This window comes from Micromonospora sp. WMMD1219 (assembly GCF_049315215.1).
GTDB lineage: Bacteria > Actinomycetota > Actinomycetes > Mycobacteriales > Micromonosporaceae > Micromonospora > Micromonospora tulbaghiae.
Genome location: NZ_CP186057.1, coordinates 2,063,658 through 2,084,177, shown reverse-complemented (window position 1 = coordinate 2,084,177; position 20,520 = coordinate 2,063,658). Strand labels below are relative to the sequence as shown.

21 protein-coding genes are annotated in these 20,520 nt (G+C 73.8%); 14 read left to right on the top strand and 7 right to left on the bottom strand.

Annotated elements, in window-relative coordinates; genetic code table 11:
- The first annotated feature begins 33 nt into the window (after positions 1-33).
- Both ACN27C_RS09995 and ACN27C_RS09990 read left to right on the top strand, forming a co-directional pair.
- A complete protein-coding gene (locus tag ACN27C_RS09995) occupies positions 34-825 on the top strand; it encodes a phosphatase PAP2 family protein (protein WP_422750996.1) in 792 nt (263 codons plus the stop codon).
- A 30-nt stretch (positions 826-855) separates the two neighbouring features.
- Complete coding sequence (locus tag ACN27C_RS09990) at positions 856-1,581, top strand: phosphatase PAP2 family protein (RefSeq protein ID WP_121685130.1); 726 nt, start codon at positions 856-858, stop codon at positions 1,579-1,581.
- 15 nt (positions 1,582-1,596) lie between these two features.
- On the opposite strand, the gene ACN27C_RS09985 is transcribed toward ACN27C_RS09990, so the two are convergent.
- The 6 genes from ACN27C_RS09985 to ACN27C_RS09960 form a co-directional block, all read right to left on the bottom strand.
- Entirely contained in the window at positions 1,597-2,775 is a 1,179-nt protein-coding gene (locus ACN27C_RS09985; protein ID WP_302908045.1) for a MarP family serine protease, read from the bottom strand.
- Between the two features lie 76 nt (positions 2,776-2,851).
- Positions 2,852-3,547 (bottom strand): NUDIX hydrolase, encoded by a 696-nt coding sequence (locus ACN27C_RS09980; RefSeq protein ID WP_120572774.1) that lies wholly within the window; start codon positions 3,545-3,547, stop codon positions 2,852-2,854.
- Complete coding sequence (locus tag ACN27C_RS09975; RefSeq protein ID WP_422750995.1) at positions 3,544-4,200, bottom strand: TlpA family protein disulfide reductase; 657 nt, start codon at positions 4,198-4,200, stop codon at positions 3,544-3,546. Before ACN27C_RS09975 ends, ACN27C_RS09980 begins: the two co-directional genes overlap by 4 nt.
- Positions 4,200-5,042: an endonuclease III gene (gene nth / locus ACN27C_RS09970; protein ID WP_372443333.1), complete on the bottom strand. Its 843-nt coding sequence runs from the start codon at positions 5,040-5,042 to the stop codon at positions 4,200-4,202. The genes ACN27C_RS09975 and nth overlap by 1 nt, the downstream gene beginning before the upstream one ends.
- Complete coding sequence (locus ACN27C_RS09965) at positions 5,039-6,259, bottom strand: CapA family protein (protein WP_422750994.1); 1,221 nt, start codon at positions 6,257-6,259, stop codon at positions 5,039-5,041. The genes nth and ACN27C_RS09965 overlap by 4 nt, the downstream gene beginning before the upstream one ends.
- 106 nt (positions 6,260-6,365) lie before the next feature.
- Positions 6,366-7,052, bottom strand: a complete 687-nt coding sequence (locus tag ACN27C_RS09960) for an adenosylcobinamide amidohydrolase (RefSeq protein WP_422750993.1) — start codon at positions 7,050-7,052, stop codon at positions 6,366-6,368.
- Between the two features lie 219 nt (positions 7,053-7,271).
- Between ACN27C_RS09960 and ACN27C_RS09955 the strand changes: the two genes are divergently transcribed.
- From ACN27C_RS09955 to ACN27C_RS09925, 7 genes are all read left to right on the top strand, one after another.
- Positions 7,272-7,949 (top strand): Crp/Fnr family transcriptional regulator, encoded by a 678-nt coding sequence (locus tag ACN27C_RS09955; RefSeq protein ID WP_007466162.1) that lies wholly within the window; start codon positions 7,272-7,274, stop codon positions 7,947-7,949.
- 113 nt (positions 7,950-8,062) lie between these two features.
- Positions 8,063-8,806, top strand: a complete 744-nt coding sequence (locus ACN27C_RS09950) for a metallophosphoesterase family protein (RefSeq protein WP_358173941.1) — start codon at positions 8,063-8,065, stop codon at positions 8,804-8,806.
- A 76-nt stretch (positions 8,807-8,882) separates the two neighbouring features.
- Positions 8,883-9,347 (top strand): hypothetical protein, encoded by a 465-nt coding sequence (locus ACN27C_RS09945; protein ID WP_422750992.1) that lies wholly within the window; start codon positions 8,883-8,885, stop codon positions 9,345-9,347.
- Between the two features lie 2 nt (positions 9,348-9,349).
- Complete coding sequence (locus ACN27C_RS09940; RefSeq protein WP_121685125.1) at positions 9,350-9,844, top strand: hypothetical protein; 495 nt, start codon at positions 9,350-9,352, stop codon at positions 9,842-9,844.
- Positions 9,841-10,629 (top strand): class I SAM-dependent methyltransferase, encoded by a 789-nt coding sequence (locus tag ACN27C_RS09935; RefSeq protein ID WP_422750991.1) that lies wholly within the window; start codon positions 9,841-9,843, stop codon positions 10,627-10,629. The genes ACN27C_RS09940 and ACN27C_RS09935 overlap by 4 nt, the downstream gene beginning before the upstream one ends.
- A complete protein-coding gene (locus ACN27C_RS09930; RefSeq protein WP_158614802.1) occupies positions 10,626-11,699 on the top strand; it encodes a radical SAM protein in 1,074 nt (357 codons plus the stop codon). Before ACN27C_RS09935 ends, ACN27C_RS09930 begins: the two co-directional genes overlap by 4 nt.
- Before the next feature lie 4 nt (positions 11,700-11,703).
- Positions 11,704-12,474, top strand: a complete 771-nt coding sequence (locus ACN27C_RS09925) for a class I SAM-dependent methyltransferase (RefSeq protein ID WP_422750990.1) — start codon at positions 11,704-11,706, stop codon at positions 12,472-12,474.
- 14 nt (positions 12,475-12,488) lie between these two features.
- Here the strand turns inward: ACN27C_RS09925 and ACN27C_RS09920 are convergent, their stop codons facing one another.
- Positions 12,489-14,528, bottom strand: coding sequence for an aminotransferase class I/II-fold pyridoxal phosphate-dependent enzyme (locus ACN27C_RS09920; protein WP_422750989.1), 2,040 nt, complete (start codon positions 14,526-14,528; stop codon positions 12,489-12,491).
- A 139-nt stretch (positions 14,529-14,667) separates the two neighbouring features.
- Between ACN27C_RS09920 and ACN27C_RS09915 the strand changes: the two genes are divergently transcribed.
- The 5 genes from ACN27C_RS09915 to ACN27C_RS09895 are packed head-to-tail and all read left to right on the top strand — an operon-like array spanning position 14,668 to position 20,509.
- Positions 14,668-15,279 (top strand): TetR/AcrR family transcriptional regulator, encoded by a 612-nt coding sequence (locus tag ACN27C_RS09915; RefSeq protein ID WP_422750988.1) that lies wholly within the window; start codon positions 14,668-14,670, stop codon positions 15,277-15,279.
- A gap of 31 nt (positions 15,280-15,310) precedes the next feature.
- Positions 15,311-16,102, top strand: a complete 792-nt coding sequence (locus ACN27C_RS09910) for a TIGR03084 family metal-binding protein (protein ID WP_422750987.1) — start codon at positions 15,311-15,313, stop codon at positions 16,100-16,102.
- Complete coding sequence (locus ACN27C_RS09905) at positions 16,099-17,769, top strand: acyclic terpene utilization AtuA family protein (RefSeq protein WP_422750986.1); 1,671 nt, start codon at positions 16,099-16,101, stop codon at positions 17,767-17,769. The genes ACN27C_RS09910 and ACN27C_RS09905 overlap by 4 nt, the downstream gene beginning before the upstream one ends.
- On the top strand, positions 17,766-18,905 hold the full coding sequence (locus ACN27C_RS09900; RefSeq protein ID WP_422750985.1) for an acyl-CoA dehydrogenase family protein: 1,140 nt from the start codon (positions 17,766-17,768) through the stop codon (positions 18,903-18,905). Before ACN27C_RS09905 ends, ACN27C_RS09900 begins: the two co-directional genes overlap by 4 nt.
- Positions 18,902-20,509 (top strand): acyl-CoA carboxylase subunit beta, encoded by a 1,608-nt coding sequence (locus tag ACN27C_RS09895; RefSeq protein WP_422750984.1) that lies wholly within the window; start codon positions 18,902-18,904, stop codon positions 20,507-20,509. The genes ACN27C_RS09900 and ACN27C_RS09895 overlap by 4 nt, the downstream gene beginning before the upstream one ends.
- Positions 20,510-20,520 lie beyond the last annotated feature (11 nt).

Here is a 20,520-nt window from a genome sequence, read left to right as displayed (position 1 = left end):
CTGATCCCGTCCCCGGGTGGGTAGGGGAAGCCCATGGAGACCACCGGGGCGACGGTCACGCACCGGTCGTGGCGGAGCCGCCGCCTCGACCCCGAGCACTCGCTGGGCCTGCGGCTCACCCTGACCGTGGCCGCGGCGTTCCTGGTGCTGGTGCCGTTCGCCCTGCTCGCATTGCTGGTGCTCGGCGCCTGGCCGCCCCTGCTGCGGCTGGACGCCTCGATCACCGACGCGTTCCACGGGTACGCGCAGGCCCATCCCGCCTGGGCCGGTGTGATGACGGTCTGGACGCACGTGTTCGGGCCCGGCCCGCTGCGGGTGGCAGCGGTCGTGGTGGTGGTGTGGCTGGTCCGGCGCGGCGCGCCCCGCCTCGCGGTCTGGGTGGTGGTCACCATGGTCGCGGGCGGGCTGCTCGGCGCGCTGCTCAAGCTGCTCGTGGGCCGGGACCGGCCGGATCTGCTGGACCCGGTGGCCCGGGCCGCCGGCTACTCCTTCCCGTCCGGTCACGCGCTCAACGCCACGCTGGCGGCGGGTGTGCTGCTGCTGGTGTTCCTGCCGTTCGTGCGCGACAGCCGCCGGGGCCGGGTCGCGTTGTGGACCGCCGCCCTGCTGGTCATGGTGGTGACCGGGCTCAGCCGGATCACGCTCGGCGTGCACTGGACCAGTGACGTGGTGGGCGGCTGGGTGCTCGGGGTGGCGGTGGTGGCCGCGACCTCGGCCGCGTTCGCCACCTGGCGCGGCGGATCCGGGCGGCCGTCCGCCCGTCCGCTGCGCGAGGGGGTCGAGCCGGAACTGGCCGACCGGCGGCCGGAGGGCGGCCGGGCGTAGCCGGACCCCCGCCGGGGTACAGGCGAGCCCATGTCCGACGTCGTGATCCGAGTCACCCGGCGTGTCCTGCTGCCGCTGGCCCTGCTGTTCGCGCTGATGGTGGGCCTGGGCCTGCTGGTGACCCGGGTGCTGGCCCGCACCTGGCCGTTCACCGTGGAGGACACCGTCAACCGTGAGCTGGCCGGCGACCGGACGCCGGGGTGGAACGACGTCTCGCTGGTGTTCAGCACGCTCGCCAGCACCCAGATGATCGTCGTGGTGACGGTGCTGGCGGCGCTGGTGCTGCGGCTGGCGCTGCACCGCTGGCGGGAGCCGCTGTTCCTGTGCGCGGCGGTGACCGCGCAGGCGCTGATCTTCCTGTTCACCACGATGGCCATCGACCGGAACCGCCCGGCCGTCGCGCACATGGACGCCTCCCCGCCCACGTCCAGCTTCCCGTCCGGGCACACCTCGGCGGCGACCGCGCTCTACGTCGGTCTCGCGGTGCTGCTGGCGCTGCGGGCACGCAGCACCCCGGCCAAGGTCGGCTGGTGGACGCTGCTGGTGCTGGTGCCGATCGGCGTGGCGCTCACCCGGATGTACCGGGGCATGCACCACCCCAGCGACGTGGTCGCCTCGTTCCTCAACGGCGGCGCCTGCGTGGCGATCATGGCGCGGGCGGTACTCGACCGCACGCTCACCTGGGGCCGCGCCCGGCTGCCGCTGTCCCGCTCCGGCGACGAGTCGACACCGGCGGGAGCACCGGCGGGTGGCTGAGCGCCGCCGGCCGGCTCAGGTGCAGTCGCCGGTGGCCACTCCCCGGGTACGCTCCGCGCCCGCCAGCGCCACCGGTCGCGCCTCGGCGGCGGTCACCGCGAAGCCGGTGTTCGGGTCGTCCGCAGCCGCCGCGAAGATCACGCCGAGCACCAGGCCGTTCGAGGAGACCAGCGGGCCGCCGGAGTTGCCGCTGCGCACCAGCGCCCGGATCGTGTAGATCTCCCGGTTGACGTCACCGGCCGAGTAGATGTCCGGGCCGGTGATCCGGTCGACGTCCCGGATCCGGGCCGGGCGGGCGTCGTACGGGCCGTCGAGCGGGAAGCCGAGCACGATCGCGTCGGCGCCGGTGGCGGCCGGGCCGGCGGCGAAGCGCAGCGACGGCCCGGGCAGCCCCGGTACGTAGAGCACGGCCAGGTCCCGGTCCGGGTCGTAGACGACGACCTCGCCGTCGTACCGCTCGCCGCGCAGTTCCACAGCCACCGAGCGGGTGCCGGCGACCACGTGCGCGTTGGTCATCACCCGGTCGTCGGCGTACACGAAGCCGGAGCCCTCGATGCGGCGCGAGCAGCTCGGCGCGGAGCCGAGCACCTTCACCACCGACCGCCTGCTGTTCTGCACCACCTGGGAGTTGGCAAGCGCCGGGTCGGGCGGGGCGACCTGTCGGGCCCGGGTCGGCGCGAGGTCGCCGAACACGTCCGGGAAGCCGTTGGTGTCGACCGTGTCGCGCAGCGCGGTGGACAGGTCCTGCGCCTTGTCCGGCAGCACCTGGTCGACGACGGTGAGCAGCGCGCTGTTGCGCACCGAGGAGGCCAGCCACGGCACCGAGGAGGAGCCGAGCGGCACGGCGACCAGCCACGCCACGAGCATGACCGCGATGACCGAGATGAACGCGCCGCCGACGTCGTCGATCTTCCGCCCGGCCGGCCCGGTGATGGCGGCCCGCAGGTTGGAGCCGAGCCAGCCGGCCAGCGCCTGCCCCAGCACCGCGAGCCCGAAGATCGCCACCAGGGAGATCAGCACGCGTGTGCCGCTCGTCGCGAACTGCTGCGCGATCAGCGGCCCCACCTGGAGGCCGAGCAGCGCGCCCAGGAAGAAGCCGGAGAACGACAGGGCCCCGATGACGAAGCCCTGACGGTATCCGCTGATCGCGAACACGAGCATGAGCAGAAGGAGGACGAGATCCACGGCGGACACGCCCCAAGGGTACGGGCACCTGGCCCGCGCTCGGCTCAGCGCTCGCGGAACGTGACCCGGGGATGCGTACGGGTGATCACCGCACCGGGCTCTCGTCGGCCGGCTCGGTGCCCGCCGACGGAGCGGGCGTGGCGTCGACGGGCGGCAGCTCCACCACGCGCGAGTGCGGCCAGGGCCGGGACCAGCCGCCCATCTCCAGCAGCCGGTCGATCACGCCTGCGGTGAAGCCCCAGACGAGCATGCCGCGCACCGAGAAGGCGGGACCGATCCAGCCGCTCGGGTGGCGTACCCGCATGCGGTTGTCCGGGTCGACCAGCTCGGTGACCGGCAGCCGGGCGACGTGCGCGACCTCGGCCGGCTCGCGCGGGTGCACCGGGTGCGGGTCGTGCCACCAGGCGAGCACCGGGGTGACCACGAAGTCGCTGACCGGGATCCAGAGCCGGGGCAGCTCGGCCAGCACCGTGACGCTGCCCGGGTCGAGGCCGACCTCCTCGTTCGCCTCGCGCAGCGCGGTGGCGCGGGCGTCGGCGTCCTCCGGGTCGGCCGCACCACCCGGGAAAGCCGGCTGCCCGGCGTGGTTGCGCAGCGTCGCGGCGCGCTGGAGGACCAGCACGTCCGGCCCGGCGCCGGGCTCCTCGCCGAGCAGCACCAGCACGGCGCTCTCCCGGCCGCCGCTTTCCGGCGTGACGATGCGGGTGAAGTCCTCCGCCCGTGCGGTGCCGAGTCGGCCCAGCAGCGGGTCGAACCACCCTGGGGGCGGCCGTCGGGTCATACCCGCACCCCGAGATGACGCTGGAGCAGCGCGGCGAGGCGGGCGTCGTCGAGCGCGCCGGTCGCGTCGGTGTGCCGGATCCGCCCGTCGGCGTCGACGAGCACCGTCAGCGGGAACGCGTTGCGTCCGAGCGCGCGCTGGAACGCGTCGCCCTGGTCGAGCAGCATCGGGAAGTCGACGCCGTAGTCCTCGCCGATGGACTGCGCGCCGCCGCGGCTGTCCCGGCTGTTCACGCCGATGACCTGGAACCGGCCGTCGGCCCGCTCGCTGAGCCGCTGGAACGCGGGCAGCTCCTTGCGGCACGGCGGGCACCAGGACGCCCACACGTTGATCACCGCCGGACCCTTGACGTCACGCAGGCTCACCGGCGTGCCGCCGGTGAAGCAGTTGAGCGTCAGGTCGGGGAGCTGGTCCCCGGCCTTCCCTGCAAGCGTCGGGGACACGGCCTTTCCGGGGGACGTCGGGGACACGGCCTTTCCGGGGGACGTCGGGGACGCGGCGGCGGGCGCGACGGTCAGCGGGGTGCAGTCGGCGAACGGCGAGGGACGCTCGGCCCGGGTCGCCGGTGCGGGACGTTCCGGCTGCTCGGTCGTGGCGGTGCAGCCCGCGGCCGCGAGCAGCAGCGGGGCGAGAAGGTAGGCGATCCGGCGCATCACGGCACGTCCGCCGCGGCGGCCTGCTGCGGCACCAGGTCGGGGTCGAGGCCGACGGCCACCGCCAGGTCACGGGCCCGGGGGCCCTTGAGCAGCTTCGCCGCGGCGGCCGGCTCGGTCGGCCCGGTGCCGTACGCGGGGCACAGCTTCGCCAACGTGCACGCGCCGCAGGCGGGCTTGCGGGCGTGGCAGACCCGGCGGCCGTGGAAGATCACCCGGTGCGACAGCATCGTCCAGTCGCGCTTGGGGTAGAGCGCGCCGATCGCGTGCTCGATCTTGACCGGGTCGGTCTCGGTGGTGAGCTGCCACCGCTGCACCAGCCGCTGGAAATGCGTGTCGACGGTGATGCCGGGGACGCCGAACGCGTTGCCGAGGATGACGTTGGCGGTCTTGCGGCCGATGCCCGGCAGGGTCACCAGGTCGGCCAGCCGGCCGGGCACCTCGCCGTCGTACCGCTCGCAGAGCGCGCGCCCGAGGTTGATCAGGGAGCTGGTCTTGTTGCGGTAGAACCCGGTGGGCCGGATCATCTCCTCCAGCTCGGCGCGGTCCGCCCCGGCGTAGTCGGCGGCGGTGCGGTAGCGGGCGAACAGCTTCGGCGTGACCTCGTTGACCTTCTTGTCGGTGCACTGGGCGGACAGGATCGTCGCCACTGCCAGCTCCAGCGCGTTGGAGTGGTCGAGTTCACAGTGCGCGTCGGGGTGCGTCTCGGTCAGCACGCGGCCGATGCGCCGGGCGCGGCGCGTACGGCCGAGGTCGGTCTCGGGGGAGCGCGTGGTCACGTCGGCCAGCCTACGTCGCGGGGCCGACGCTCCGGCGGCTCGGCGCGGCCGGGGTGCGCTCAGCCACCCGCCGGTGCGGTGATCTTGCCGGTCCCGTCGAGCTTCGCGCCGGTGTCCGGGAAGTCGGCCCGGTTCAGCTCGCGGACCAGTCCGAGGCCGCGGTCCTGCCGGTCCACCGACGGACGGCCCACGCCGTTCATCACGGTCGAGGTGAACGTGCCGCCGGCGAACTTCCCCTCGGCGGTGAGCGACACCTTGAGCACGCCGCCCCAGCCGAGCCGGCCCGAGCTGTTCAGCGACTTGCCGCCACCGGCGAAGTTGCCGAGGCTGTACGCGATCAGCCGGCCCTTGTAGAACTCCATCCCGCGCAGCACGTGCGGGCCGTGCCCGATGACCAGGTCGGCGCCGGCGTCGATGACGGTCCGGGAGAAGCGGATCGGGTCGCCGCGGTTCTCGCCGAAGAACATCTCGGTACCGGGCTTCACCCGGGTCTTGTCCGCTCCCTCGGCGCCCATGTGCACCTGCACCACCACGATCTGGGCCTGCTCCTTGGCCATCTCGATCACCTGCTTGGCGGCGTTCAGGTCGACCAGGCTGTTGGACCAGGGGTACGACGAGAAGCCCACCACGGCGACCTTGATGCCCTTGACGTCCACCACGGTGATCTCGCCCGGCGCGCCGGTGTGCTTGAGGCCGTGCGCCTCCAGCGCCGACTGGGTGTTCTCGTAGCCCTGGCGGCCGTAGTCGTAGCCGTGGTTGTTGGCCTGGTTGAGCAGTTGGAACCCGGCCGACCGCAGGTGCGCGGCGTAGCCGGGCGGCGCGCGGAACTGGTAGCAGTTCTTCGGCTCCGGGCCGCACTTGCCGGCGCCGGTGTCGTCGGTGAGCGGTTCCTCCAGGTTGCCCATCACGAGGTCGCCCTTGAGCGCCGACTTCACGTCGTCGAAGAAGCCCTTGCCGCCGTTGGGCGGCAGCCGGTCCGGCGCGTTGCCCATGATCACGTCACCGGTGGCGGTGAGCGAGATCGACGGCTCCTTGGACGCGTCGGGCGCCGCCGGCTGGTCACCCGTCTGGGGCCCGGCCGAGCCGGTCGATCCGCCGCCCTGCCCCGCCTGCCACCGTGGGTCGCCGCCGGACCCGCCGGCGTCGCCGCCGCAGCCGGCGACGAAGAGGACGGCGACGAGCGCGGCGAACGCGGCCAGGCACCGGCCGGGCACGGCGCGACGCGGTGCGGGAACGGCGGCCGGCGACCCGGCGACGGCGGCGCGGAGGGTACGGGGCACAGAGCGGGCGGAAGCGTACATCGTCGGCGACGCTACCGTCCCCGGAACGCCGCGACGAGGGCCGATCGGTCGGAAAACCCGGCGTGTCGCATGTGACGGGCGCACGTCAGCCCGCCCGCCGGTCGGACCAGGGCACGACGGTCCCGGCGCCGCCGGAGCGGACGGCTGCGTGCACGGCCCGGGCCAGCGGCGCGCCCCAGGCCGACCGCGGACCGCCGTACGGGGCCGGGTCGCCCTCGGCCGGGCAGAGGACCGTCACCGCGTCGGTGGGGGTGCCGGTGGCGGGCAGTCCCAGTTCCCAGATCGCCTGCGCCTTCGCCTCGGTGGCGGTGGCCACGGCGTTGACCAGGGCGGCGTCGCCGAGCCGCACCGGCACGTACGCGACGATGTTGACCGTGCCGACGCGCTGCGCGGGCCGGACCGGCTCGCTCGCGGCGGGCGACGCCGGATCGGGCGCGGCGGCCCAGACCGGCGTGCCCAGGCCCACAGTCGCCCAGACCCGGACGCCGCCGTCGGTGCGGCGGACCACCTCGGTCACGTCCACGCCGGTCAGCAGCCCGACCCCGGGGCCGTCGAGGTCGAGGCCGTGGGCCAGCTCGGCCAGGTGCGCGGCGGGGTCGTCCCGGTCGTACGACATCGGCACCGTCGCGTTCAGCACCCACCCGCGGACGCCGATCCCCCCGCCGAGCGGCGCGGAGCCGACCGCCAGCAGCGGCGCCTCGGCCCGCCAGGCCAGCACGGGGATGTCCGACCCGGATTCGGACCGGCTGGTCAGGAACGGCTCACACAGCACGCCGGTCACCCTACGATCACAGGAGGGAACGGGTGGCGCCGGCCCGGACCGGAGGCGGGATCTTAGCTGCTCACCGGGTCGGGCGGGTTACGCCCAACGATCAAGATTCCAGGGGTGCACCTCTGATTCCTACTCATGTGCGCCTAGACTGGCGGCGCGCGAGGGATCAGCGGACGGCGGACCCGGCCGACGGACGGCACGCGCAGGCGGAGGTGCGCGATGGACGAGGTACTGGCCCGCAGCGGGATCTTCCAGGGTGTCGACCCGGAGGCTGCCGAGGCGCTCGCCAAGGAGATGGAGACGATCGAGGTCCGCAAGGGCGAGATCGTGTTCAACGAGGGCGAACCCGGTGACAGTCTCTACATCCTCCTGTCCGGCAAGATCAAGGTGGGTCGCCGCGCGGCGGACGGCCGGCAGAACCTGATCGCCGTGATGGGCCCGTCGGACATGGTCGGTGAGCTGTCGCTCTTCGACCCGGGTCCGCGTACGGCGACCGCGACGGCGGTCACCGACACCCGGCTGGTCCGGCTGCGCAAGCAGGCGCTGCGGCCGTGGCTGAACAACCGGCCCGAGATCGCCGAGCAGCTGCTGCGGGTGCTGGCCCGCCGGCTGCGCCGGACCAACGACTCGCTCGCCGACCTGATCTTCACGGACGTGCCGGGCCGGGTCGCCAAGAACCTGCTCCAGATGGCCGGCCGCTTCGGCACCCGCGACGGCGGCGTGCTGCGCGTGACGCACGACCTCACCCAGGAGGAGATCGCCCAGCTCGTCGGCGCCTCCCGGGAGACCGTCAACAAGGCGCTGGCCGACTTCGCCTCGCGCGGCTGGCTGCGGCTGGACGGCAAGAGCATCATCATCCTCGACCCGGAGCGCCTGGCCCGCCGCGCGCGGGTCTGACCTCCGTACCGGCTTCCCGGCCCGGCCCGCCTCCGTGCGAGCCGGGCCGGCGCCGTCTCTGCCCGCCGCAGAATCGCTTGGTCCTCCCGGTCCGGTGTCGCCAGGCTGGGACGATGCCTGATCGTGTCGCCGTCCTCTCCGACATCCACGGTGTGCTGCCCGCGCTGGAGGCCGTCCTGGCCGAGCCGGACGTGGCCGCCGCCGACCTGATCGTCCTCACCGGTGACCTGGCGGCCGGTCCGCAGCCGGTCGAGGTGCTGGACCGGTTGGCCGAACTCGGTGACCGGGCCTGCTGGGTCGGCGGGAACGCCGACCGGGAGCTGGTGCAGGCGCGGGCCGGGGTGGCTTCCCCGATCGAGGTCTCGAACTGGGCCGCCGGGCAGCTCCGCGACGACCAGGTGGCCCGGCTGGCCGCGCTGCCGCCGTCCGTCACGCTGCCGGTCACCGGCCTGGGCGAGGTGCTGTTCTGCCACGCGACCCCACGCGACGACGAGGAGGTCGTGCTCGTCGACTCGCGGCTCGACCGCTGGGCCGAGGTCTTCGCCGGCCTGCCGGCCGGGGTCGGCACCGTGGTCTGCGGGCACACGCACATGCCGTTCACCCGGCTGGTCGACCGCCGCCTGGTGGTGAACCCGGGCAGCGTCGGCATGCCGTACGGGGGCGCGGGTTCCTGGTGGGCGCTGCTCGGCCCGGGTGTGCAGTTGCGCCGGACCCGCTTCGACGTGGACGCCGCCTGCGCCCGGGTCGCCGCCGAGTCGGCGTTTCCGGACGCGGCGGCCTGGGCCGACGAGTACGTCCGCTCCCGCCACTCCGACGCCGACGCCCTCACGGTCTTCGCCCCGCGGGACGGCCGCTGACCCGAGCCCTCCGGGAGGCGTCCGTCCAGCCTGGAGCGGGGCATCGCGATCCGCGACGCTGGGCTAGCGTGAAGTAGTGACGGACCGGCGGTATCGGATCCTCCTCGTCTCCAGCAGCGGCGGCGTCCTGCTCGACCTGCTCGCGCTCCGACCGTGGTGGGAGCGGCACGACCCGGTGTGGGTGGCGGTCCGCGCCCCCGACACCGAGGTGGCGCTGACCGGGCAGCGGGTGCACTGGCAGCCCGAGCTGTCGACGCGCACCCGGTGGCGGGTGCTGCCGGCGGCCTGGCGGGCCCTGCTGCTGCTGCGCCGGGAGCGACCCGACGTGGTGGTCTCGGCCGGCACCGGCGTGGCCGTGGGCGTCTTCCTCGCCGCCCGCCTGCTCCGGGTGCCGTCGCTGTGGCTGGAGACGTTCAACATGACCGGGCCCGCCGGAGCCGCCGCCCGGCTCTGCTCCCGCCTCGCCGCCGCCGTGCTGGTGCAGCGACCCGCCCTGCTGGCGTCCCGCCCTCGCGCGGTCCTCATCGGAGAGCTCTACTAGCCATGGCCCGCCTCCTGGTCACCGTCGGTATGGGCCCGTGGCCGTTCGACCGCCTGATCGAGGGTGTCGCGCCGCTGTGTGCCGCGCACGAGGTGTTCGTGCAGACCGGCACGTCGGCGGTGACCCCGCCGTGCCCGCACGCCCCGTTCCTGCCCCTGGACGACCTGCGAAGGCGGCTGGCCGCCGCCGACGTGGTGATCACCCACGCCGGGAACACGGTGCGGCTGGTCCAGCGGCTCGGCCGGGTGCCGGTCGCGGTGGCCCGGGAGGCGGCACGGGGCGAGATGGGCAACGACCACCAGGTCGAATACCTGCGCGAGGAGGAACGCTCGGGCCGGGTGGTCGCGGTGTGGGACGTGGCCGAGCTGCCGGCCGTGGTGGCCGCGCACCCGCAGCGGCAACACCGGCTGCTCGCGGAACGCCCGTTGCCCGGCCCGGTCGACGGCGAACGCCTCGCCGCCACAATGGACGCGCTCTGCGCCCGGCTGGTCCGATGAGCCGGGCCGACGAGGCGGCACCCCGGGCGGATGTGCAGCCCTTCGCCACCCACCCGCTACGCCGGTACGCGTTCGCCTGGGCCGCACTGTCCGGCCGCACCGGCCGGCACCTCGACCTGGGCTGCGGCACTGGAGACTTCCTCGCCGTGCTGCACGAACACGGCACCGTGGCCTGCGAGGGCGCCGACCCGCACCCGGGCTACCTCGCCGAGCTGGCGGCCCGCCACCCGGATCTGCCGCTGCACCGGCTCGGGGTCGGCGAGCCGCTGCCGTTCGCCGACCGCCACTTCGACTCGGTGAGCCTGCTCGACGTGCTGGAACACGTACCCGACGAGATCGCGCTGCTGACCGAGACGCACCGGGTGCTCGCCCCCGGCGGGCTGCTGGTGCTCACCGTGCCCCGGCGGCACGTCTTCACCTTCCTCGATCCGGACAATGCCAAGTTCGACTTCCCCCGGCTGCACCGCCGGATCTACTCGTGGCGGTTCGGGTCGCAGGTGTGGCACAGCCGGTTCGCCGACCTCTCCGACAACCTGCGGGGCGACATGTCGGTCGGCCGGGACCGGCACACCAACTACCGCACCGAAGACCTGCTCCGGCTGCTGCGCACGGCGGGCTTCACCCCGGCCACGGTGACCGGCGCCAACCTCTTCTGGCGGTGGTTGCAGATCCCGGCGCTGCTCACCGGCGGCCCGGTGCGCCGCCTGCTGGAGCGCGGCATCCATCTCGACGGCCGGCTGTTCCGCTCGGCCAACCTCTTCGTCACCGCCCGGAGACTGCCGTGACCGTCGCCGACACCGCCCGCCTCGCCTGGTTCTTCGGCCGGCTCGCCGTCAAGGAACGCATCGCGCCCCGGCTGCACGTACGGCCGCTGGTCGCCGAGCTGTTCCTCACCGACAACTGCAACCTGCGCTGCACGAGCTGCGGCTGCTGGACCACGAACACCAAGGGTGAACTCTCCACCGACGAGTGGCGCGACGTCCTGCGTCAGCTCGTCGCGCTGCGCATCCACAAGGTGAACTTCACCGGCGGCGAGCCGCTGATCCGGCCGGACGCGCTGGCCCTGATGTCGTACGCCCGCGAGGTGGGGGTACGCCACCTGCACCTGAACACCAACGGCATCCGCCTCACCCCGCCCGTTCTGGACGAGGTGCTCGCCGCGGGCGTACGCAGCTTCAACGTCTCCGTCGACGGCCCGACGGCGCTGGTGCACGACCGGATCCGCGGGCGACTCGGGGCCTTCGAGACGACGACCCGGCACCTGCGGAACCTGATCGCCGCCCGGGACCGGCTCGGTCTGAAGGTACGGATGAACTTCACCGTCATGCGGGACAACGTGGACAGCCTGCCCGGCATCGCGGCGCTGGCCCAGGAGCTGGGCGTGGCGCTCTATCTCAACCTGGTCACCGACCGGACGTTCCTGTTCCGCACCGACGCGGTCACCGACCAGACCGACGTGGCCGGCGACCGGCTCGACGCGGCGCTGGCCGAGCTGGAGACGATGGCCCGGGCCGACCGGCGGTGGTTGCCGCGTTACTCGGAGCTGCGTTACCTGCGTGGGCACTTCGACGATCTCGTCCAGCGCGACCTGCCGTGCGCCGAGTCACAGCTCAAGTTGATGGTGCACTCCCGGGGGGAGATCGGCGGCTGCTGGGCGCACGACCCGACCGCCTCGGTCCGGCAGCGCCCGATCGCCGAGATCGTCGACGCGCCGGAATACCGGGACGAGCACGCGCGGCTGTTCCGCAAGGAGTGTGTCGGCTGCGGCAGCAACTACAGCCTCAACCTGCGCTGGCGGCCGGGCACCTACCTGGCCGACCGGCAGTGGCTGCGGGGGCGGCGCCGTCTTGTCTGAGCCGATGCGCCCGAGCCAGCCGCTGTACGACGCGCTGGCGTCCGGCTACGAGGAGCATTTCGCGGTGCCGCACCGGCGTGCCTACGACGACCTGGCGTGGGAGCGGGTCGAGGCGTTCTTGCCGCCGGGCGCCCCGGTGGTGGACGCCGGTTGCGGCGTGGGCCGGTGGGCCCGGCGGCTGCTCGACCTCGGCCATCCGGTGACCGGCGTCGAGCAGGCGCCGGGCATGGTCGCCGAACTGCGCCGTCATCCGCCCGGTCCCGGCTTCACGCTGGTCGAGGGCTCGATGACGGAGGTGACACTGCCGGCTACGGCCGGCGCGGTGCTGGCGATGGGTTCCCTGCAGTACACAGCCGATCCCGAGCAGGCGGTCCGGCACCTGGCCGGGTGGTTGCGCCCGGGTGGCGTGCTGGCCGTGCTGGTCGACTCACTGGTGGGCCTGGTCCTCGAACTGGTCGGTGCGGGCCGGGACGACGAGGCGGTGGACCGGCTGACCCGCCGTCGGGGTGTCTGGCGTGCCGAGGGGCACGCCGCCGACCTGCACCTGCTGGACCGGGCCCGGTTGGAGGCCGCGTTCCGCGCCGCCGGCCTGGTCGAGATCCGCAGCGCCGGGCTGCTGGTCAGCGCCGCCGCGGTGGGGCGGGCCGGGCTGGCCGGGCGGCTGTCCGCCGACCGGGACGCGCTGCTGGCGCTGGAGCGACGGCTGGGCGACGACCCGGTCCTCGCCGACGCCGGCAAGCAACTGCTGGTGACCGGCCGCCGCCCTCCGGGTTGACCGCCCGGCCCGGTTCAGTCCAGGCAGCGGCGGAGCGCCGCGACGACCCGTTCCGCCTGTTCCACTGTGATCTCCGAGGACATCGGCAGGGCCAGCGCCTCGGCGTCCAGCCGTTCGGTCACCGGTAGGCGTCCACCGCCGCCGAGCGGGCCGGTGTGGATCGCCGCGAAGTAGGGCTTGGTCTGTACGCCGAGGGCGGCCAGCCGCGTCGCCACGCGGTCGCGCCGGGCGAAGCGCGCCACCCAGTGCACCCAGCAGTGCCGGTCCCCGGGACGGACCTGCTGGACCTCCACCGGCAGAGCGGACGCGGCGGCGGCGTAGACCTCGGCCACCTCTGCCCGGCACCGGACCAGCGTGTCCAGCTCCGCGAGCTGGTCGACCGCGACGACGGCGTGCAGTTCGTTCATCAGCTCGGAGCGGGTCCAGCCGGCGGGTGCGGCGAGGACCGCCTCGGCGGCGTCGGCGGGCAGCACCAGCGCGCCGCCGGCGCCACCGGCCGACACGACCTTGGCGAAGCTCATCGAGTACGAGTGCGACAACGCCTGCTGTGCCACCGGACGCCCCTGGTGCAGGCTGCCGAGGGCGGCGGCGGAGTCGGCCAGCAGGGCCACCCCGGCGGGGTCGCAGACCGCCCGCAGGGCCGGATAGTCGCACGGGTTGCCGAAGGTGTCGACGCAGAGCACCAGTCGTACGCCGCCCCGCTCGATCGCGGCGGCGACAGCCACGGGGTCGATCGTCCAGGTCGCGGCGTCCACGTCGACGAAACGCAGCGTGTACCCGAGTTGGACCAGGATCTCGGCGGTCGCGGGGAACGTGTAGGACGGCAGCACCGCCACGTCGCCGGGGCGGGCCGGCCCGACGGTGGCGGCCACCATGATCCGCAGGGCGGCGGTCCCCGAGGCGGTGACCAGCACCCGGTGGTCGTCGTCGAGTTGCAACTCCTTGCCGAGGCGTTCGGTCAGCTCGCGCGTCCACCGGTTGCCGTGCTTGACCTCCCCGCTGACGAGCGCCTCCTGCTGGCGGGCGACGACCGTCTCGGGGCGGGCCGGCGGGGGCGGCACGACGACCGGCAGCGGCGGCCGGAACAGGGGAGCCCTGTCGTCGCCGACCTCGGCCACCAGCTTCGCCAGGGCCGGGCGGAGCGGCTCGACCCGGTGACCGGCGGCGGTCAGCTTGTCGGTGACCACCAGGCCGGAGCTGTCCGATGCCGGGCGCGGCATGGTGAGCAGCGGCGCCGACGAGCCGCACAGGTCGCGGATCCAGGTCGCGAGGTCGGTCAGCGGCACCGGTTCCCCGCCCACGTTCCACACGCCGGGGCCGATTCCGCGCAGGAGGATCCGTGCGAGGGTGTCCGCGGGCAGGAAGCTGCGTACGGTGTCCGCGGTGACCGGCAGTGGCAGTCCCTGGCGGGCCCGGCGGACCAGCCGGGTGGCCACGCGGTGCTGACCCGCGCCGAAGACGTTCGCGAGCCGGAGCACGGTCAGCCGGTCGGGCGGGATCGCGTCCGCGACGAGTCGTTCCTGTGCGAGCTTCGCCATCGCGTACGTCCACCGGTGGGTGGGGTCGGCGTCGGCCATCGCCCGGGCGAGTGGGGCGGCCCGCCACGGCGGGCAGGGTTCCCGGGCGAGGTCGCGCACGAGTGCGCACCAGCTGTCGAGTTCTCCGGCGGACCACGGCAGGTCGGGCGTGGTGTCCTCGGTGAGCGGGCCGGGCGCGGCGCCGTAGACCTCGACGGATGAGGTGAGCACCACCTGGCGTCCGGCCAGGCGGGGCAGGAGCCGGGCAGTGCTGACGGCGTTGTCCAGCGGCAGCGTCCACGGGTGGCGGGGCCGGGGGTGGCTCGCGCCGAGCAGCACCACGACGATGCCGGGCGGCAGCTCGGGTGGGTCGGCGGTGAGCAGGTCCGCCCTGATCCAGTCGAGGCCGGCGGCGGTGTTCGCCTCGGCGGGCGGATGACGGTCCACTGCGGTGACCCGCGCGCCGGCGGCCAGCAGCGCCCCGGCGGTCGCCGTGCCCAGAAAGCCTGCCCCTCCGACGAGCACAAAGTCATTCATGTTGTGCCTCCCCGTGAGCCCGCACGATATCGCGGAAAACGGCCGCGTGGAGGTGTCGGATAGCGGTCGGGGCCGCGTCGGCGACACCCCAAAAAAAGTCAGGCTTGACTGTTTGTTTTGGGCGGGGCACGCTGTCTGCGTGTCGAGCCGAGTCCCGCAGCAGGAGCGCAGCCGCGCCACCCAGGCCCGGCTGCTGGAAGCGACAGTCGAGTGCCTGGTGGAGCACGGCTGGTCCGGCACCACGACGACCGTGGTGGCCGCCCACGCGGGTGTCTCCCGGGGCGCCCAGCTGCACCACTACCCCACCCGGACCGCGCTGGTGACCGCCGCCGTCACGCACCTGACCGAGCGCCGGGCGGCCGAGCTGCGCGCCGAGGCCGCAGCCCTGCCGTCCGGGCCGCAGCGGCTCGACGGGGTGGTCGACCTGCTCGCCGCCTCCTTCACCGGCCCCCTGTTCGTGGCCGCGCTGGAGCTGTGGGTGGCCGCCCGGACCGACGCCGAGCTGCGCGCCGCGCTGGTGCCGCTGGAGGCGCGGATCGGCCGCGAGATGCACCGGCTCACCGTCGAGCTGCTCGGCGTGGACGAGCGCAAGCCGGGCGTACGCGAGTCGGTGCAGGCCACCCTCGACCTCCTCCGCGGTCTCGGCGTGGCCAACCTGCTCAGCGACGACTCGCCCCGCCGCGCCGCCCTGCTGCACACCTGGAAACGCCAGCTCGCCACGCTGCTCACCCCCGAGAGCGGGCGGCACTGATCCCCTGACGCCCATCCCCGCCGGAGGCACAATGGTCGACCTGACAGCCCTGCTCGCGGATCTGGCCGCCGAGTCCGAACAGCTCGACGCGCTCGTCGCGGAACTGCCGCCGGAGGGATGGGAGCAGCCGACACCGGCCCCGGGCTGGACCGTCGCGCACCAGGTCGCGCACCTGGCCTGGACCGACCACGTCGCCTACCTGGCGGCCACCGACGAGTCGGCGTTCTTCGCCTCGGTCATGGCCGCGCCGGACCCGTCGCGCCTGGTCGAGGACGGCGCCGAGTCGTTCCTCGCGCCACCGCCCGCGCTGCTGGCCCGCTGGCGCGCCGGCCGGTCGGCGCTCGCCGGGGCGCTCACCGCCGTCCCGGCCGGGCAGAAGATCCCCTGGTACGGCACCAGCATGTCACCCACGTCGATGGTGACCGCCCGGCTGATGGAGACGTGGGCGCACGGCGAGGACGTGGCCGACGCACTGGGCGTCAGCCGCACCCCGACCGAGCGTCTGCGGCACATCGCGCACCTCGGCTTCCGTACCCTCGGGCACGGCTTCGCAGCCCACGGCCGCGAGGTGCCCACGGCGCCGGTGCGGGTCGAGCTGACCGCGCCCGCGGGCGGCGACGTGTGGGAGTTCGGGCCGGCCGACGCGGCCGACCGGGTGACCGGCCCGGCGCTCGACTTCTGCCTGCTCGTCACGCAGCGACGGCACCGCTCGGACCTGGCCCTGACCGCCACCGGACCGGTCGCCGACGAGTGGCTGGACGTGGCCCAGGCGTTCGCCGGCCCGCCCGGCGGCAAGCGTGAGCCGGACGGAGCCTCCTCGTGAGCGTGCTGCGGGTCGGGAACGCGTCCGGCTTCTACGGCGACCGCTTCACCGCCTGGCGGGAGATGCTCGACGGCGGCGAGCTGGACGTGCTGACCGGCGACTACCTGGCCGAGCTGACCATGCTCATCCTCGGCCGCGACCGGATGCGCGACCCGTCGCTCGGCTACGCCAAGACGTTCCTGCGCCAGGCGGAGGGCGTGCTCGGCACCGCGCTGGACCGCGGCGTCACGCTGGTCACCAACGCGGGCGGCCTCAACCCGGCCGGGCTGGCCGACGCGATCCGGTCGCTCGGCGACCGGCTCGGCCTCCAGGTGCGGGTCGGGTACGTCGAGGGCGACGCGCTCCAGCGGCCGGACGCGCTGACCGCGAACGCCTACCTGGGCGCGTTCGGGATCGCGGCCTGCCTCGACGCGGGCGCGGACGTGGTGGTCACCGGGCGGGTCACCGACGCCTCGCTGGCGGTCGGCCCGGCCGTCGCCCGCTTCGGGTGGACCCGCGACGACCTCGACGCGCTGGCCGGGGCGACTGTGGCCGGGCACCTGATCGAGTGCGGCGCGCAGGTCACCGGCGGCAACTTCAGCTTCTTCACCGAGCTGCCGGACGGCGGGCACCGGCCCGGCTTCCCGATCGCCGAGCTGCACCCGGACGGCTCGTCGGTGCTCACCAAGCATTCCGGCACCGGCGGCGCGGTCACCGTCGAGACGGTCACCGCCCAACTGCTGTACGAGGTGGGCGGGCCGGACTACCTCGGGCCGGACGTGGTGACCCGGCTGGACACCGTGCGGCTGGAGCAGGAGGGCCCGGACCGGGTACGCGTGTCCGGGGTGCGGGGCACACCACCGCCGGACACGCTCAAGGTGGGCGTCAACAACCTGGGCGGCTTCCGCAACGCGATGACGTTCGTGCTGTGCGGGCTGGACATCCCGGCCAAGGCGGCACTGGTCCGCGCCCAGATCGAGGAGTCGGTCGGCACGGAGGGGCTGGAGTTCACGCTGGCCCGTACCGACCACCCGGACACCGGCGACACCGAGGCGGCGAGCGCGCTGCTGCACGTACACCTGCGCGACGGCGACAAGTCGCGGGCCGGGCGGGCGTTCTCGGCGGCGGCGGTGGAGCTGGCGCTGGCCTCGTACCCGGGCTGCACGCTCACCACGCTGCCCGGTGACGCCACGCCGTACGGGGTGTTCACCGCCGACACGATCGCGCAGGACGAGGTCGAACACGTCGCGGTGCTGCCGTCCGGCGAGCGGGTACCGATCCCGGCGCCGGTCGTCACGGCGACACCGGCCGGAGCACCGGCACGGGAGGTCACCGCCGTACCGGCTCCGGCCGCCACCCGGCGCGGGCCGCTCGGTGAGCTGGTCGGCGCGCGGTCCGGCGACAAGGGCGGCGACGCCAACCTGGGCGTCTGGGCCCGCACCGACGCGACCTGGCCCTGGCTGCGCGACTGGCTGACGGTGGAGCGGCTGGCCGAGCTGCTGCCGGAGACCGCGGCGCTCACAGTCGAGCGGTACGAGCTGCCGAACCTGCGCGCGGTCAACTTCGTGATCCGAGGGCTGCTCGGGCAGGGCGTGGCCGCGTCCACCCGGTTCGACCCACAGGCCAAGGCGCTCGGCGAGCTGCTGCGCTCGCGAGTGGTCGACCTACCGACGGAGGTTCCGGCATGACCATCGTGGACACGCCGGAACGCCGGCAACTGCGCGAGCTGACCCGCTCGTTCGTCACCCGGGAGGTGATGCCGCACCTGTCCGACTGGGAACGGGCGGGCGAGGTGCCCCGCTCGCTGCACGAGACCGCCGCGAAGATCGGCCTGCTCGGCATCGGCTTCCCGGAGTCGGTCGGCGGCAGCGGCGGCGACCTGCTCGACTCGATGGTCGTCACCGAGGAGATCATCCGCTCGGGCGGGTCGTCCGGCCTGGTCGCCGCGTTGTTCACGCACGGGATCGCGCTGCCGCACATGGTCGAGACCCAGGACGAAGGGCTGATCGAGAGGTACGTCCGGCCGGCGCTGGCCGGGACGATGATCGGCGCGTTGGCGATCACCGAGCCGGACGGCGGCTCGGACGTGGCGGGCATCCGCACCTGCGCGGTACGCGACGGCGACCACTACGTCGTCAACGGCTCCAAGACGTACATCACCAGCGGGGCCCGCGCCGACTTCGTCACCACCGCGGTCTGCACCGACTTCCCCGGTTCGGGCTCGGTCAGCCTGCTCGTGATCGACAAGGGCTCGCCCGGGTTCACGGTGGGGCGGCGGCTGGAGAAGCTGGGCTGGCACTGCTCGGACACCGCCGAACTGTCCTTCGTCGACGTCCGGGTGCCGGTGACGAACCGGGTCGGCCCGGAGGACACCGGTTTCCTCGCCATCATGCAGCAGTTCGCCAACGAGCGGCTGTCACTCGCCACGCAGGCGTACGCGACCGCGCAGCGCTGCGTGGACCTGGCGGTGCAGTGGTGCCGGGACCGCCGGACGTTCGGCCGGCCGCTCGTCGGGCGCCAGGTCGTCCGGCACAAGCTGGCCGAGATGCACAGCCGCACCGACGCGGCGCGGGCGTACGTGCACGACGTCGCCGAGCGGGTGGCCGCCGGGCAGCCGGTGGTGACCGAGGTGGCGATCGCGAAGAACGTGGCGGTGTCCGCGTGCGACTTCGTGGTCGACGCGGCGCTGCAACTGCACGGTGGCTTCGGCTACATGCGTGACGCCGAGGTGGAGCGGCACTACCGCGACGCCCGTCTGCTCGGCATCGGCGGCGGCACCACCGAGATCATGAACGAGATCATCGCGAAGGGCATGGGCCTGTGAGTACGACAGTCCTGCAGAGCACGATCGACCCGTCCGCACCCGCCTTCACCGCCAACCGGGAGGCGCTGCTGGAGCGCCTGGCCGAGCTGGAGGAGGCGCTCGACCAGGCCCGGGGCGGTGGCGGCGAGAAGTACGTGACCCGCCACCACGGTCGCGGCAAGCTGCTCCCCCGGGAACGCATCGAGCTGCTGCTCGACCCGGACAGCCCGTTCCTGGAGCTGTCGTCGGTGGCCGCGTACGGCACGGACTTCCCGGTCGGCGCCAGCACCGTGACCGGCATCGGCGTGGTCGAGGGCGTCGAGTGCCTGATCGTGGCGAACGACCCGACGGTACGCGGCGGCGCGATCAACCCGTGGTCGCTGGCGAAGACCCGGCGGGCGGGTGAGATCGCGGCGGCCAACCGGCTGCCGATGGTGAACCTGGTCGAGTCGGCCGGCGCGGACCTGCCCACCCAGGCGGAGATCTTCATTCCCGGCGGCCGGGTGTTCCGCGACCTGACGCGCCTGTCCGCGCAGCGGATCCCGACCGTGAGCGTGGTCTTCGGCAACGCCACAGCCGGCGGCGCGTACGTGCCCGGCATGTCGGACTTCACCATCATGATCCGCGACCGGTCGCAGGTCTACCTGGCCGGGCCGCCGCTGGTGAAGATGGCCACCGGCGAGGTCACCGACGACGAGTCACTGGGCGGCGCGTCGATGCACGCCACCACGTCCGGCCTGGCCGACTTCCTCGCCGAGGACGAGCGCGACGGCATCCGGCTGGCCCGGCAGTGCGTCCGCCGGCTCAACTGGCGCAAGCACGGCCCGCCGCCGCGCAACCCGCACCCGCTGCCACCCCGGTACGACCCGGAGGAGCTGCTCGGCATCGCCAGCGCCGACCTGAAGGTGCCGTTCGACCCGCGCGAGGTGCTGGCCCGGGTGCTCGACGACAGCGCGTTCGACGAGTTCAAGCCCGGCTACGGCACCGCGCTGGTCACCGGCTGGGGTGAGCTGCACGGCTACCCGGTCGGCGTGCTGGCGAATGCCCGGGGCGTGCTGTTCAGCGAGGAGGCGCAGAAGGCGGCCCAGTTCATCCAGCTCGCCAACGCGGCGGACACGCCGCTGGTCTTCCTCCAGAACACCACCGGCTACATGGTCGGCACCGAGTACGAGCAGCGCGGCATCATCAAGCACGGCGCCTTCATGATCAACGCGGTGTCGAACTCGAAGGTGCCGCATCTGACCGTCAACCTGGGCGCCTCCTACGGCGCCGGCAACTACGGCATGTGCGGCCGGGCGTACGAGCCGCGGTTCCTGTTCACCTGGCCGAACGCGAAGTCGGCGGTGATGGGCCCGGCGCAGCTCGCCGGGGTGCTGTCCATCGTGGCCCGGCAGGCCGCCGCCGCCCGGGGCCGCGAGTACGACGAGGACACCGACGCCGCCATGCGGATGATGGTCGAGCAGCAGATCGAGTCGCAGTCCGGCGCGCTGTTCCTGTCCGGGCGGCTCTACGACGACGGGGTGATCGACCCCCGGGACACCCGTACCGTCCTCGGGCTCTGCCTGTCGGCGATCCACAACGGACCGGTGAAGGGCGCCGACGGTTTCGGCGTCTTCCGGATGTAGGGGGCGTACGC